The 14519-nt window shown below is 47.8% G+C and carries 12 protein-coding genes; 10 read left to right on the plus strand and 2 right to left on the minus strand.

The genetic code is table 11. From position 1 onward, the window contains the following. Positions 1–52: 52 nt before the first annotated feature. The 10 genes from lsrF (at position 53) to ACYIA1_RS04600 (ending at position 13906) form a co-directional block, all read left to right on the plus strand. A complete protein-coding gene (gene lsrF, locus ACYIA1_RS04555) occupies positions 53–925 on the plus strand; it encodes a 3-hydroxy-5-phosphonooxypentane-2,4-dione thiolase (protein ID WP_005863031.1) in 873 nt (290 codons plus the stop codon). Positions 926–1072: 147 nt separating this feature from the next. Continuing rightward, a complete protein-coding gene (locus tag ACYIA1_RS04560; protein ID WP_008772435.1) occupies positions 1073–1957 on the plus strand; it encodes a beta-propeller domain-containing protein in 885 nt (294 codons plus the stop codon). 52 nt (positions 1958–2009) lie between these two features. After that, a complete protein-coding gene (locus ACYIA1_RS04565; protein ID WP_005863027.1) occupies positions 2010–3329 on the plus strand; it encodes an MFS transporter in 1320 nt (439 codons plus the stop codon). A 19-nt stretch (positions 3330–3348) separates the two neighbouring features. After that, on the plus strand, positions 3349–4347 hold the full coding sequence (locus ACYIA1_RS04570; protein ID WP_048928218.1) for a glycoside hydrolase family 130 protein: 999 nt from the start codon (positions 3349–3351) through the stop codon (positions 4345–4347). 119 nt (positions 4348–4466) lie between these two features. Beyond that, entirely contained in the window at positions 4467–4808 is a 342-nt protein-coding gene (locus ACYIA1_RS04575; protein WP_022192626.1) for a hypothetical protein, read from the plus strand. 152 nt (positions 4809–4960) lie between these two features. After that, positions 4961–6634 carry an alanine/glycine:cation symporter family protein gene (locus ACYIA1_RS04580; protein ID WP_008772433.1) on the plus strand — a complete coding sequence of 558 codons (1674 nt, stop codon included), beginning with the start codon at positions 4961–4963 and terminating at the stop codon, positions 6632–6634. Between the two features lie 136 nt (positions 6635–6770). Continuing rightward, a complete protein-coding gene (locus ACYIA1_RS04585) occupies positions 6771–8489 on the plus strand; it encodes a phosphoethanolamine transferase family protein (RefSeq protein WP_005863022.1) in 1719 nt (572 codons plus the stop codon). 17 nt (positions 8490–8506) lie between these two features. Next, a complete protein-coding gene (locus tag ACYIA1_RS04590; RefSeq protein WP_022192628.1) occupies positions 8507–10993 on the plus strand; it encodes an ATP-binding protein in 2487 nt (828 codons plus the stop codon). Positions 10994–11363: 370 nt separating this feature from the next. Beyond that, a complete protein-coding gene (locus ACYIA1_RS04595) occupies positions 11364–12536 on the plus strand; it encodes a DUF418 domain-containing protein (RefSeq protein WP_122369418.1) in 1173 nt (390 codons plus the stop codon). 50 nt (positions 12537–12586) lie between these two features. Next, positions 12587–13906, plus strand: a complete 1320-nt coding sequence (locus ACYIA1_RS04600; RefSeq protein WP_413644917.1) for a sigma-54-dependent transcriptional regulator — start codon at positions 12587–12589, stop codon at positions 13904–13906. A gap of 16 nt (positions 13907–13922) precedes the next feature. Here ACYIA1_RS04600 and ACYIA1_RS04605 read toward each other — a convergent pair whose 3' ends face one another. Then, positions 13923–14366 (minus strand): N-acetylmuramoyl-L-alanine amidase, encoded by a 444-nt coding sequence (locus ACYIA1_RS04605; RefSeq protein WP_044545188.1) that lies wholly within the window; start codon positions 14364–14366, stop codon positions 13923–13925. Next, on the minus strand, positions 14360–14470 hold the full coding sequence (locus ACYIA1_RS04610) for a smalltalk protein (protein ID WP_153188314.1): 111 nt from the start codon (positions 14468–14470) through the stop codon (positions 14360–14362). Before ACYIA1_RS04610 ends, ACYIA1_RS04605 begins: the two co-directional genes overlap by 7 nt. Between the last annotated feature and the right edge of the window lie 49 nt (positions 14471–14519).

Below are 14519 nucleotides of genomic sequence, written 5' to 3' on the forward strand. Positions count from 1 at the left end.
GACGGGGCGTGCCCCGTCTCTATAAAATATAATAATATAACGAATAATAAATATGGCAGATTTAGATGATTTAAGAGAAGGTGCGGACTTCGGTTTAGGCATCAATTGTGAGAACCAGAGTTTCCATGTGAAGGGAGCCGAGAACTTACCTTGGGGTATGAAAGACCGTTTATCCCGTATCTTCAACCCGAAGACAGGCAAGGCGGTTATGCTTGCTTTTGACCATGGTTTCATCATGGGGCCGACTTCCGGTCTGGAGCGTATCGACTTGAATATCGTTCCTTTGATTGAATATGCGGATTGCTTGATGTGTACCCGTGGTATCCTGCAATCTACGATCCCTGCGAATACGACGAAACCGATTTGTCTTCGTTCGGACGCAGGAACGTCTATCCTTACGGATTTGAACGATAATGTATTGATCGATATAGAGGACGCTATCCGTATGAACGTCTCCGCCATGGCGGTTATGTTGGCTATCGGCGACGAGGCGCATGAGGCTAAGACTGTGGCTAACTTATATAAAGCGGTCGATAAGGCTAGCCGTTACAATATCCCGGTAATGGGTGTTACCGCTGTTGGTAAGCAAATGGCTCGAGACGCTCGTTATTTCGGTCTGGCTTCCCGTATCTGTGCGGAGAATGGCGCTAATATCGTGAAGACCTACTATTGTGAGGGCTTCGAGAAGGTAGCCGCCGCTTGTCCGGTTCCCGTGGTAATCGCCGGTGGTAAGAAATTACCGGAGAAGGAGGCGTTGGAATTATGTTATAATGCGATTAACGACGGTGCGGCCGGCGTGGATATGGGACGTAATGTATTCCAGAGTACTTCTCCTGTCGCCATGATCCAGGCGGTTCATGCGGTCGTGCATCAAGGTATCACGCCTGATCAGGGATATGAGTTGTTCCGTGACTTAGCGAAATAAAGAAGAATGAACCAATGTGTCGTTTCGCTAAATGTGTCAATATGCCAATGCGAATACAACACACATGATCTTTTTTTGCAGGGTGGATCCCATGTGTCCATCCTGCTATAATTGGCATATTATCTAATTAGTACATTATTATATACCATGAAAATCTATACTTTTATATTATCCGCATGCCTGCTACTCGTATGTTCCGCATGTCATGAGGCGTCGCATCATCTTTTATTAGGCGGTTCCGGCTGGGATAAGATCGCCATCGTAAACAAGAACACGAAAGAAATTGAATGGGAGCATCCCTTGGAAAAAGGATGGGAATGTAATTCCGTAGCTGTTACTCCCGATCGGAATATCCTTTTTTCCTATTCGAAAGGGGCAAAGCTAATCACCCGGGATCATGAGGAGGTCTGGAATATCTCCGCTCCGGAAGGGTGTGAGATGCAGACAGCCCGTGTACTTTCCAACGGTAATTATTTATTGGCGTGGTGTGGAAACCCGGCTACGATCATGGAAGTGAACGCAAAAGGAGAGATCCTGTCGAAAACAGATTTCGATACCCGAATTGAGCAACCCCATGCACAATTCCGTCAAGTAAACAAGAATAAGCGGGGCAATTATCTAGTGCCCTTGTTCGCTACCTCCGAGATCCGGGAAATATCCCCGTCCGGTCAATTGCTGAAAAGCGTGAAAGTAGACGGTAACCCGTTTAGCGTGGCTGCGTTGGATAACGGTAATTATCTGGTCGCTTGCGGTGATGCCCATTGCTTCATAGAGCTGAATTTCGAGACCGGAGATATCGTTCGCAAGGTGAATGCGAACGATATCGAGGGAGCCCAGCTTTTCTTTGTTGCCCAGTTGCTCCCTAAACGGGACGGTGGTTTGTATATCTGTAACTGGCAAGGCCATGACGGAGAGGCTGCGAAAGGACATTACCCGCAGTTGATCGAGATAAACGGAGCCGGAAAGATGGTCTGGGATTTGAATGATAACGCTACCTTCGGGATGATCTCCTCTATTTGTCCGATCGATTAAAGATATATCCGGATTATTAATTATATTTGTACACCTAAATTCTAAATAAAGCATGGAAGAGAAAAACACGAATGCTACTAAACGTCGAAACCCTGTGACTTGGGTCCCTAGTGTCTATTTTGCTATGGGATTGCCTTTTGTAGTGCTGAACATGGTTACCGTACTCATGTTTAAGGGATTGGATATATCGGATGCCCAGATTGCGTTATGGACCTCGGTTATCATGTTACCTTGGACCTTAAAGCCTTTATGGAGCCCGTTTTTGGAAATGTATCGTACTAAGAAATTCTTTGTCGTATTGACCCAGTTGTTATCCGGTTGCTTATTCGGTTTAGTGGCCTTGGCGTTAAACTTGCCGAGTTTCTTTGCTCTATCTATCGCATTATTAGGTATTATAGCGCTTAGCGGGGCTACGCATGACGTGGCAACGGATGGCGTTTATATGAAAGAGCTCTCGCCGGAGGATCAAGCCAAATATATCGGTTGGCAAGGTGCGTTTTACAATTTGGCGAAGATCGTAGCCACGGGTGGTCTGGTTTATCTGGCGGGTTATATGATGCAATATTTTACCGGGATAGGATTGGAGAAAGAGGCCGTGATATACGCTTGGATGATCGTTATGCTGCTTTGCGGTACGATCATGATCCTGCTTGGTTTTTATCATATGAAGATGTTGCCTTCGGGTGGGAAAGCCGCTACCAGAGAACATTCGTTGAAGGAAAGTATGGCTGAGTTATGGCTGGTCTTCAAGGAGTTCTTCACGAAGAAGTATATCGTGTGGTATATCTGTTTCATCATATTGTATCGTTTTGCCGAGGGTTTCGTGATAAAGATCGTACCTTTGTTCTTGAAAGCTCCGATAGCTGATCAAGGATTAGGACTAACGGAGCAAGAAATTGGTTTGTATTATGGTACGTTTGGGGCGGCGGCGTTCGTGCTGGGTTCTTTGCTTGGTGGATATTATATCTCGGCCAAGGGATTGCGAAAGGTATTGTTTACGCTTTGTTGTTGTTTCAATATACCGTTTTTGGTATACACGTTCTTGGCGTGTTTCCAGCCTGATAATGGTCTCATTATCGCTTCCGCCATCGTATTCGAGTATTTTGGCTATGGATTCGGTTTCGTGGGCTTGATGCTGTTTATGATGCAACAGGTAGCTCCGGGCAAGCATCAGATGGCGCATTATGCGTTCGCTTCAGGTATCATGAACCTTGGCGTAATGCTTCCGGGAATGATGAGCGGTTTCGTGAGCGACTGGCTAGGTTATAAGTATTTCTTTATCGTGACCTTGCTGGCGATGATCCCTTCATTCTTGGTAGCCTATTTCGTACCGTTCACGTATGACGATAAAGGTAATAAGTTAGTACAGTAATATTTTAATAGGATTAGTTATGGATAATTTGAAAATCGTAGGCGCTCCGCTGCCTAATATGCCTTGGGAAGATCGTCCCGAGGGTAGCAAAGAAGTATTGTGGAGATATTCGAAGAACCCGGTGATTCCTCGTGATATCCTTCCGACATCGAACAGCGTGTTCAACAGTGCTGTTGTCCCTTTCAAAGGTGGTTATGCCGGTGTGTTCCGTTGCGACGATACGAATCGCCGGATGCGTTTGCACGTAGGTTTTAGCGCAGATGCCATTCATTGGAGTATCTCCGAGACAAAACTCGAGTTTGAGTGCGACGACAAGGAGATCGGCGAGTTTGTTTACGCCTACGACCCCCGTGTATGTTTTATCGAGGATCGTTATTATGTGACTTGGTGTAACGGTTATCATGGCCCGACGATCGGCGTGGCTTACACGTTCGATTTCGAGACCTTCCATCAGCTGGAGAACGCTTATCTGCCTTTCAACCGTAATGGCGTGATGTTCCCTCGTAAGATTAACGGAAACTTCGCCATGTTAAGCCGTCCGAGCGACAACGGTCATACTCCGTTCGGCGATATATTCTATAGCGAGTCTCCGGATATGTGTTTCTGGGGTAAACATCGCCACGTGATGTCTCCGGCTGCGTTCGAGGATAGCGCTTGGCAGTGTACGAAGATCGGTGCGGGCCCTATCCCTATCGAGACTTCCGAGGGCTGGTTATTGATTTACCACGGCGTGCTTCGTTCTTGCAACGGGTATGTGTATAGCTTCGGTTCCGCTATCTTGGATTTGGAGCAACCTTGGAAAGTGAAATTCCGTTCTGGACCTTATTTGTTATCCCCGCAAAAGGATTACGAGTGCATGGGAGACGTTCCGAACGTAGTCTTTCCTTGTGCCGCCTTGCATGATCCGGAGACGAAACGTATCGCTATCTATTACGGCTGCGCAGATACGGTAACAGGATTGGCTTTTGGCTATATTGATGAGATTTTGGATTTTACGAAGAAGAATTCAATCATTTAAAAGACTCGAGAAGAACAATATACTTTTGTTGTCGAAACAATATACTTTTACACACGAAAGTATATTGTTTTAGAACAAAAAGTATATTGTTTTTTTTATTAGGTAAAAGAGTAAGAGTTATGACAAAGATACAACAGTTTTTGGCAGATCTGTCCGAGGAGAAGAAATCCTTGTTTGTCCCTGTTTTCGGGAGCATGGAGAAATTTTATACGGTAGTTTACTTGATCGCCCGGAATGAGCACGTCACTGATCAGGAGAAGCCAGATCGTTATGAGGATCGTTTACAGGTGATTCGCCAGATACGTAACCGGGTGGAGAAACTAGTTTCCTCGTATGGCTTGGACGGAGGGGAGATCGTAGCCGATATCGCCAGCGACTATTTTGAGGATTATGTCAATTACAAAGAGCCGGAGCTAGACATTACGAATGATGAGTTTATCGCTATCCTCCAGAAAATATAGGAGATAAATATAATTTTATTGTGTGGTAGTATCTTTTTGATTATAAAAAAGCAATTTTATGAGTCTAAAATGAAAAATAGAGGCTTGTAAGGTTGCTTTTTGTTTTATTATTCTTAACTTGCGGCATCATTATTTAAAAATGTAAGCAGATGATGCAAGAGTTGAATAACTTACTATCTCTTATTGACGCTCATTTTGGAGGATCACAATGGTTTGTTTTTCTATTACTGGGAACCGGATTGTTCTTTACGGTCTATCTTCGGTTTCCGCAATTGCGCTTTTTCGGGCATGCGATCAAGGTCGTGCGGGGGAAGTACGACAATAAGCAAGACATAGGAGATACCTCCCATTTCCAAGCGTTGGCAACTGCTCTTTCGGGCACGGTGGGGACCGGTAATATAGCCGGTGTCGCTCTGGCCATACATCTAGGTGGTCCTTCTGCCTTGTTTTGGATGTTGATGACGGCGTTCTTGGGTATGACTACCAAGATGGTAGAGGTCACCCTTTCCCATAAGTATCGTGAGCAGACGGAAGATGGTACGATTTCCGGCGGTCCGATGTATTATATGAAGCATCGTTTGCATATGCGTTGGTTGGCGGGACTTTTTGCGGTCGCTACTATTTTCTCCTCTTTCGGTACGGGTAGTCTGCCACAGGTAAATAGCATCTCGAACGCCATGTTTTCGGCGTTCGGTATTCAGCAATATATTACCGGGGCGGTTTTATCGGTCTTGCTGGGATTGATCGTGATCGGGGGAATCAAGCGTATAGCGCAGGTTACCGAGAAGTTGGTACCTTTTATGGCGGTCGTCTATCTGCTCGGTGCCTTCAGCATATTGGCCTATAATTACCAGCATATCCTACCTTCGTTTATCTCTGTTTTCTCGAATATCTTTTCCGGTACGGCGGCTACGGGTGGTTTCTTAGGAGCGACGGTTGTCTGGGCTTTTAACCGAGGTGTGAACCGTGGATTATTCTCGAATGAGGCGGGGCAAGGTTCCGCTCCGATCGCTCATGCGGCAGCCAAGACGGAAGAGCCGGTATCCGAGGGTATGGTCGCTTTATTGGAGCCGTTCATCGATACGATCGTGATTTGTTCGATAACCGGCTTGGTTCTATTGTCATCCGGTACTTGGCTGAAAAAGTTTGAGAATAAGTTTCAGCAGGCGGATACGGTAGTCTTGTCCGGTGCTTATCATGAATCGGACCCGGACGGTAAATCCGCAGTGTCGGAGCATGTACTAGGGAATAAGCCCCTGCCTTTTTATACAGGCTCCTTGGAGGTCCGGAACGGACAGATCCTAAATACGGATATAACGTTACTACACGCACGTTCCTTTGCGGATAGCGTGCGGGTCAAGGAAGGGAAGGAGGTGTTGTTTAGTGGTACGCTCTCTGTACGTGACGGACGTATCGAATTACCTATGAATAAAGAGCGTGCGGTGTATTTAACCGGTAAGTCGCTGCTTCATTCCGCCCCCTTGTCTACGGAGGCGTTTAAGAAAGGTTTTTTAGGGGATTGGGGGCAGTTTATTATTCCGTTTTCCCTGTTGTTGTTTGCGTTTTCTACAACGATAGCATGGTCTTACTACGGTGATCGGGCGGTGACCTATCTTTGGGGAACGAAATATGTCCGTATTTACCACGTAATCTATATTGTCGGATTTTTCTTGGCCTCGTTCACGGATACTACTATTGTTTGGACATTATCCGGTATCACCGTGGCTTTGATGACGCTCCCGAACTTGATTGGTATCTTGCTGTTACATAAGGAAGTGAAAAGCTCTGTCAATGAGTATTGGCGACGGATGAAAGAGAAGTTATGAATGTCAATAACATTTTTTGTGTATAATACGCTTTGTATGTGTTTAATAACGCCTATCTTTGCCAATTGCCGGAATTTCAGGTTCTGGGTATTAGTTGAGAAGAGTAATGATTGAGAGTTGGCAAAGTTTTGATTGAATGAAGTATTTTACAAGGTTAATACGCTGGATATCTTCACAGGAGCATTTATATTTCTTATTTGCCCTGTTATTTATCATCCCAAACTGTGTGTTCTTTTTTACGGAACCGCTTCCCGTCACGGTCGGTATCGCCTCGTTGCTGATACCTTTGGCCTTTTGGATGTGTGTTTTATTAGTGGCCCGTAAACCGGGGATCGTGGTTTGGTGCCTGTTGCCGAAGGTTATATTAGATGGGGGGCAGTTGGTGCTTCTGTATCTTTTCGGGCAGTCCGTGATAGCGGTTGATATGTATTTGAACCTTACCAGCTCGAACGCTTCCGAGGCTAGTGAGTTATTGGGGAATATCATTCTGGTGATCGGTTGCGTATTCTTTTTCTATACATTACCTACGCTGGTGCTCGCTTGTCGTTCGATACGGCAGAAAGAGAAACTGCGAAATCCTTTCCGGAAGAAATGGGCTAAGATCAGCCTAGGCATGTTTGTCGTGGGTTTGCTCCTTTGCTTCCTGTCTCCTTCGCAAGATCACCGGTTCTCATGGAAGGACGATGTATATCCGGCTAACGCCCTATACAATTTATATTTCGCCATAAATAAGGCGGAGAGGAACAGCAAGTATCATATTACTTCCGCCGACTTTAAGTTCGACGCCACTAAGCCGGAGCAAGCGGAGGGAAAACGGGAGATCTACGTCTTGGTAGTGGGAGAGACCTCCCGTGCTATGGAATGGAGCCTTTACGGATACGAGCGCAAGACGACTCCCCGTATGGAGGCTTTAGACGGATTGGTGCATTTCACGGATGTGGTGACGCAATCGAATAATACGCATAAAAGTGTCCCCATTATCCTGTCCGCTGCCAGCGCCGAGAATTATGGAGTCCTTTACGACGAGAAAAGTATCGTGACCGCTTTCAAAGAGGCTGGTTTCCGTACGCTCGTGATCGCCAACCAGAAACTAACGACCTCGATGATCGGCGCTTTTTACCGGGAGGCAGATACCTTTATCGATATGAGTGCATTTAATACGGGTTCTACGCTAACCTCCTTGCACGATGCGGCGATCTTGCCTTATCTAAAGAAGGAACTGGATAAAGAGGACGGTAATCTTTTCGTAGTACTGCATACTTATGGCTCGCATTTTAATTACCATGAACGTTATCCGAAGGAGTTCCGTTTCTATAGGCCGGATAAGGCGGAGGGAATTCGTGCCTCGTATAAAAAGGAGTTACGGAACGCTTATGATAATTCCATCCACTATACAGATTACGTGCTGGGGGAAATCGTGGATATGTTGGCGAAGACAAATGCTCCGGCATCCATGCTTTACTTAAGCGATCATGGAGAGGATATCTTCGATGATTCCAGAGCCCGTTATCTGCATGCGTCTCCGATACCGACCTATTACCAGTTGCATATCCCGTATGTGATCTGGTTCTCGAAGGCTTACCGGGAGTCATATCCCCAGAAATATCTGGAAGCGCAGGCACACGAGACTTATCCGGTTAGCACGAACAGCGTATTCCATACGATGCTTGATATAGCCGGTGTGCGGACTCCGGTGGCCGATTCCACGTTTGCCTTAACGAATCGTGCCTTCAAGGTACGTGACCGTATGTATCTGGGAGACCATGACGACCCGATCCCATTTTGGAAAGTCGGCTTAAAAAAGCAGGATTTTGAGATGATGGATAAATGGGATATCGCTTATGATAGGAATTAGACTGATCTCAACCGTATATGAAAGAGCAAAGCGGACATATTACTAGCAAGGTGATATTAGGCTATATTTTGCTGATTACCATTGCGGTCTGCTCGGTCGCTTACATTTATAATATAGTAGAGAAAGTGGCCGAGGAGGACGAGCCGGATCATCAGGCACGCCGGAAGGTGTACTTGGTCACTAATACGCTCTCCCTGCTCTATGAAAGCGAGGCGTTGGGGCAGTTGGTAGGCATGCCCCAGAACGAGTTCCGCCACTTCAATCGTACGTTGAATAAGGCCCATAATAACATGGATTCGTTGAGGACCTTGGTGACGGACTCCATGCAACTCCTGAAAATAGATACGATCGACATACTGCTGGAGCGTAAGCGATGGAATACCCGTCGTTTGCTTGAGACTTGGCAGGAAGCGAATACGGAGCGTCTTTATACGGAGAATATCGAGAAAATAATTGCCGTCCGGGATACAATCGTAAACGAGGTGCAGGTACAAGAGCGGGTAGAGGTCAAGCAAGATACGGTGGTAGTTCCCCGTAAGAAGCGGGGATTCTTCAAGCGTTTGGCCGACGTGTTCTCTCCCGGCAAGGAAGATACCAGCATCGTGGTGAACACGACCCGGGAGATCGTTACCGATACGTTGGTGAACGCTTATAATCCGACCGATACGATTGTCAGCGTGCTGAAAAGCATCCAAGACAGTGTGGCTTGGCAACGGCAACAACTGATGGATCAGTTGTTGGAAAGGGCCTCTAACTTACGGTATAACAATAGCGTGATTACCCGGGAGATCAACCAGATGCTCCGTAATATAGAGGAGGAGGAGATGGAGGCGTCGCTGGAAAGGGTCTATAAGAAGCAGGTACTATTAAGGGAGACCTCCCATTTGATCGCCGGAATCGCGATCGTCTCCGTGGTAATCGCCTTTCTGTTCCTCTTCTTTATCTCACGGGATATCTCACGAAGTAAATATTACCGTATGCAACTGGAAAAGGCGAAACAGGTCGCCGAGAGCTTATTGCGAAGCCGTGAGAAGCTGATGTTGACGATCAGCCACGATATACGGGCTCCGCTCTCTTCCATCATCGGATATATCGAGCTTTTGCTACGCCGCCATCCAGACGAGCGTCAGCAATATTATCTGGAGAACATGAAAGGTTCCTCGGATCATATCCTTTCCTTGGTGAACGACCTGTTGGATTTCCAGCGGTTGGAGTCCGGCGAGATGGAGGTGCATAGCGTTCCCTTCCGTGTCCCAGTCTTGTTCGATGAGATCTATACCAGCTTCCAGCCGATAGCGGAGGCGAAAGGCTTACGGTTTGTCTTGAACCTGAAACCGGAGGAGACTGGGCAAGTCTATATGGGCGACCCGATCCGTATCCGGCAGGTCGTAGGAAACCTCTTATCCAACGCTATCAAGTTCACGGAAGCGGGACGAGTCGTTTTGCTTGTCTCCCTCCAAAAACTTTCAATTATCAATTATCAATTATCTATTACCGTCAGCGATTCCGGTCCGGGCATCCCGAAAGAGGAACAAGAGCGGATATTCGGGGAGTTTACCCGCCTTGCCGATACGGAAGAGGCGGAAGGTTTCGGTCTGGGCCTCTCCATCACCCGTAAGCTTCTGTCCTTGATGAACGGTACGCTTGCTTTGGATAGTACCCCGGGGAAAGGCAGTGATTTCACGATCTTGCTACCTCTTCCCTTGGCCGATAATCAATCTTTGCCGGACGTAATGGCGGAGGCTCCGGATGCTGGTGAAGCCGAGGCTTTACCCTTGTTTGAGGGGCAAGATGTCTATTGTCTTCTGGTAGATGACGATCCTCTACAACTGGCCTTGACGGAGGAACTCTTGAAGCAGAGTCACGTGCAGGTGGTAGGTTGTACGAATCCGCATAACGTCCTCGAGCTATTGCGGAACACCGTATTCAACGCCATTATCACCGATATACAGATGCCGACGCTGGATGGCTATCATTTACTGGAGCGGATACGTACGTCCGGTATCCCCGGAACGGATGAGATCCCGGTGATCGCCCTATCTGCCAGTATCGCCAAGGAGCACGAGCATTATCTGGAGGCTGGTTTCACGGGTTTCTTGAACAAGCCGTTTACCGCCGCCCAATTAATCTCCTTGCTGAATGAGTTGCTGACACTCCATCTGGAGGCAAGGAGCGAGTTGAATTTCTCTTCGTTGACCGCTTTTGCCGGAGAGGATCCGGAGGCCTCAGCCTCTATACTGAAAACCTTCTCGGAGGAAACCCGCAAGAGCATCGACTTACTTCGGGATGCGTTAGAGGGAAAAGACCGGGAGGAAGCCTCCCGGATATCTCATAAGTTGATTCCCCTGTTCACGATGCTGGGGGCCAATTCATTGGTACAACACCTGCGGATCTTGGAGAAGAATGATGAGGAACTGACCGATTCCGGCTGGTACCACCTGCTGGGCGAGGTAATCGAGCAAGCGCTTGCTATCGTGAAGGATGCGGAGTCCGCCATCGGGTAATCTTGTGGAATCCGGTGTGGAATAAATACCCATCCGTGGAATGCCTTTCCCCATGCTTTTGAAATAAAATTCCACTTTATAGAAACAAAATTTATCTATTACTTGTTAAAGGATAAGTAGTTAGATATTCATTATCGTGCGTTTCGCTGGCTTTGGCACGATATTCGCTATCTATTTAATGAAATCGCAAGTGGGCGTTTCTACATTTAAACCGTTAAAAACAAAAGTCATGAATTTATTCATGGCGAAAGATTAAGTCTTGAGTATTCAATTTAAGTCTGCAAAAGAAAAAGGCATCCTTTCGAGGATGCTTTTTCTATTTAGTTTCGTTACTTTTGCCACGAAATAATAAAATCTACTGAATCATATCATGGAACACGCACTACAATCCCGACCTCGTATCGAGGTGGTCGACGCATTACGAGGATTTGCCGTTATGGCTATTATCCTATTGCATAATATCGAGCATTTTAACTTGTATAATTTTCCGGAGGCTACTACCGATTTTATGAAAGCCTTGGATAAAGGGGTATGGGATACCTTGTTCTTCCTCTTTTCCGGGAAGGCATACGCTATTTTCGCCCTGCTGTTCGGTTTTAGCTTCTTTATCCAGTTTGATAACCAAGCGAGGAAAGGGAAGGACTTCCGGCTTCGTTTTTTCTGGCGGTTGGTGCTCCTATTCTTTATCGGTTGCTTCAACGCATCGTTCTTCCCGGGGGAGATCTTGGTGCTTTATTCGATCTTGGGTATTGTGTTGATACCGGTTTGCAAGTTGAGTAATAAGGTGGTCTTGGCGATCGCCGTGGTCTTGATGCTACAGCCTATGGAGTGGGGTAAATTCATGTATGCCCTGATGCATCCGGAATATGTGGCATCCAAGGAACAATGGCTGGTGCACTGTATGCGGATCTATCCGTATATGGAAGGTACCAGCTTTTGGGAAATGGTCAAGTCCAATCTGTGGGACGGGCAGCTGTATAGCCTTCTCTGGGCTTGGAGCTATGGACGTTTCTTCCAGACATCGGCTCTCTTTATGCTGGGCATGTTGTTGGGGCGCAAGGGATTGTTTGTCGATCCGGAGAAGCACCGGACGTTTTGGACAAGGACCTTTGTTATCGGGGTAGTTTGTTTCATTCCCCTCTATTATCTGTCCCTTTCCCTACCCGGTTTGCTGGAGCGTACCGAAGAGCTTCGCCCGATGAGCACGATCGTGTCTTCCTTGCGTAATTTCTCGTTCATGTGCGTATTGGTATCCTCCTTTATCTTCTTGTGGCAGTGGAAGGCGCCGCATAAGGTGCTTCACGGGCTTGTGCCTTACGGGAAAATGAGCTTGACGAATTACCTCACGCAATCGATGGTAGGCTCTTTCATCTATTTCGGATACGGTTTATCCCTGTATGACGATCTGGGAACGACCGCCAGCTTCGCCGTAGGAATCCTTCTTTTCATTCTCCAGCTAGGTTTTTGCCACTGGTGGCTGGCCCATCATAAACAAGGTCCTTTCGAGGGAGTATGGCGTAAAGCTACGTGGATGTTTTCTTGATTCGTTTTATTTATTTACCTTTGTGGTTACTATAAATAATCTGAGTGGGTATGTTGTCGATTCTAATCGTTGAAGATGATATAACTTTTTCCTTGATGCTTACCACATGGCTGGGTAAGAAAGGGTTTGTCGTAAGATCCTCGTCCTCTGTCTCCGACGCTAAACGGAGGCTGGGGGAGGAAGCGTTCGATTTGGTTATATCGGATTTACGCCTGCCGGATAGTGACGGGATCGACTTATTGAAATGGCTGAAGAATACCCATCCTTCCTTACCCCTTATCATGATGACCAGTTATGCGGAGATACAAACGGCGGTTCAGGCGATGAAGCTGGGGGCGGCGGATTATATTGCCAAGCCGCTGAACCCGGATGAGTTGCTGGGAAAGATCAGGGAGCTTGCGCACGTGGAGGAGAAGGCTCCGGCGAGAGTCCCGGTTCCCTCGGCCCCGGATCTTTATATCGAGGGGCAGAGCCAAGCGGCCCGCCAGCTTTATGAGCATGTGCGTTTGGTGGCTCCGACGGATATGTCGGTATTGGTGACCGGCGCTAGCGGTACCGGTAAGGAGTACATCGCCCGTCGGATTCACGAGCAAAGTAATCGTAGCAAGGCTCCGTTTGTCGCCGTGGATTGCGGCGCTATCCCCAAGGAATTGGCGGCTTCCGAGTTCTTCGGCCACGTGAAAGGTTCTTTTACGGGGGCGATCGAGAACAAGACCGGGGCGTTCGTGGCGGCCCAAGGCGGTACGATCTTCTTGGATGAGATCGGGAACCTGACGTATGAGGTGCAGGTCCAGCTATTGCGTGCCCTGCAGGAGCGCAAGGTGAAGCCGATCGGGAGCAATCAGGAGATCGCCATCAACGTACGTCTGATATCCGCTACGAACGAGAACTTGCGGCAGGCGATCGAGAAAGGAGATTTCCGTGAGGACCTGTACCATCGTATCAATGAGTTCACGATCCGTATCCCGGACTTGAAAGAGCGAAAAGAGGATTTGCTCTTGTTCGCCAACCACTTCCTCGATCTGGCGAATAGCGAGCTCCAGAAAGATATCATCGGTTTCGACAACGATACCATGCAATTGTTCCAATCCTATTCTTGGCCGGGCAACCTGCGGCAGATGAAGAACGTCATCAAGTACGCTACCTTATTGGCGACCGGCCGATACATCACCCGCAAGGAACTCCCGGAGGAACTGACGGAGAACCTCCTGTCGCACGCCAACATCCAGCTAAAGAACGTGGAGCACGAACGAGACCTTATCCGTAAGGCCCTCCAAGAGTGCGGCAACAATAAGACCCGTGCGGCCCAGTTATTGGGCATCGACCGGAAGACGCTTTACAATAAGCTGAAGATTTATCAGTTGGATTGATAACCCCTTCCTCCCCTTATAACTCAGCGTATTCGCTACGTGCGTCGAAGCAAGGGCAGGCTTTCCGGATGTAGGGGCTTAATTGGTAATGGCCTAGGATCTTAGCCTTCGGATAATCCCTCCTCAATTGGCGGAGCAGGTCCATGAGGGCGCATTTTTGGGCGTAGGTACGGGTGTCGGTGGGTTGGAGGCTCTCGTCCAGCCCCCCCTCGTAGCAGATACCGACGCTTTGGTCGTTCCAGCCGGCGGCGTGCGCCCCGATCTGGTTCAGTGGACGGCAGCGGTGTATCTCGCCGTCGCGGGTGACGTAGAAATGATAGCCGATGTCGGCGAATCCCCGGGCCTTGTGGGAGGCCCTAAGGGCTTCCACCGGGAAATCACGGTCGTAACGAGTGGCGCTGCAATGGATTACAAGGAGGCGCACCTCCCTGTAATTCTGGTAAAAACACGAGGCTACCATACTCCGCAGGCGGTTAAGCCCAACGTTCCCGCCAAGGCGGTGGCTACGGCTATGATTACCTTGATGATAACTCCCCATACAGACTTTTTCTTCTCTTGTTCCATATTATAAATAATGAATGATTAATACCCCGTTTTTTCAATTCCCGATTCC

Source organism: Parabacteroides sp. KHUB-02 (assembly GCF_056640955.1).

Coding starts and splice junctions, on each gene's coding strand:
- ACYIA1_RS04580 (WP_008772433.1), top strand. CDS start 4,961: ATGCAAGAGTTGAATAACTTACTATCTCTTATTGACGCTCATTTTGGA.
- ACYIA1_RS04560 (WP_008772435.1), top strand. CDS start 1,073: ATGAAAATCTATACTTTTATATTATCCGCATGCCTGCTACTCGTATGT.
- ACYIA1_RS04595 (WP_122369418.1), top strand. CDS start 11,364: ATGGAACACGCACTACAATCCCGACCTCGTATCGAGGTGGTCGACGCA.
- ACYIA1_RS04600 (WP_413644917.1), top strand. CDS start 12,587: ATGTTGTCGATTCTAATCGTTGAAGATGATATAACTTTTTCCTTGATG.
- ACYIA1_RS04575 (WP_022192626.1), top strand. CDS start 4,467: ATGACAAAGATACAACAGTTTTTGGCAGATCTGTCCGAGGAGAAGAAA.
- lsrF (WP_005863031.1), top strand. CDS start 53: ATGGCAGATTTAGATGATTTAAGAGAAGGTGCGGACTTCGGTTTAGGC.
- ACYIA1_RS04570 (WP_048928218.1), top strand. CDS start 3,349: ATGGATAATTTGAAAATCGTAGGCGCTCCGCTGCCTAATATGCCTTGG.
- ACYIA1_RS04605 (WP_044545188.1), bottom strand. CDS start 14,366: ATGGTAGCCTCGTGTTTTTACCAGAATTACAGGGAGGTGCGCCTCCTT.
- ACYIA1_RS04610 (WP_153188314.1), bottom strand. CDS start 14,470: ATGGAACAAGAGAAGAAAAAGTCTGTATGGGGAGTTATCATCAAGGTA.
- ACYIA1_RS04590 (WP_022192628.1), top strand. CDS start 8,507: ATGAAAGAGCAAAGCGGACATATTACTAGCAAGGTGATATTAGGCTAT.
- ACYIA1_RS04585 (WP_005863022.1), top strand. CDS start 6,771: ATGAAGTATTTTACAAGGTTAATACGCTGGATATCTTCACAGGAGCAT.
- ACYIA1_RS04565 (WP_005863027.1), top strand. CDS start 2,010: ATGGAAGAGAAAAACACGAATGCTACTAAACGTCGAAACCCTGTGACT.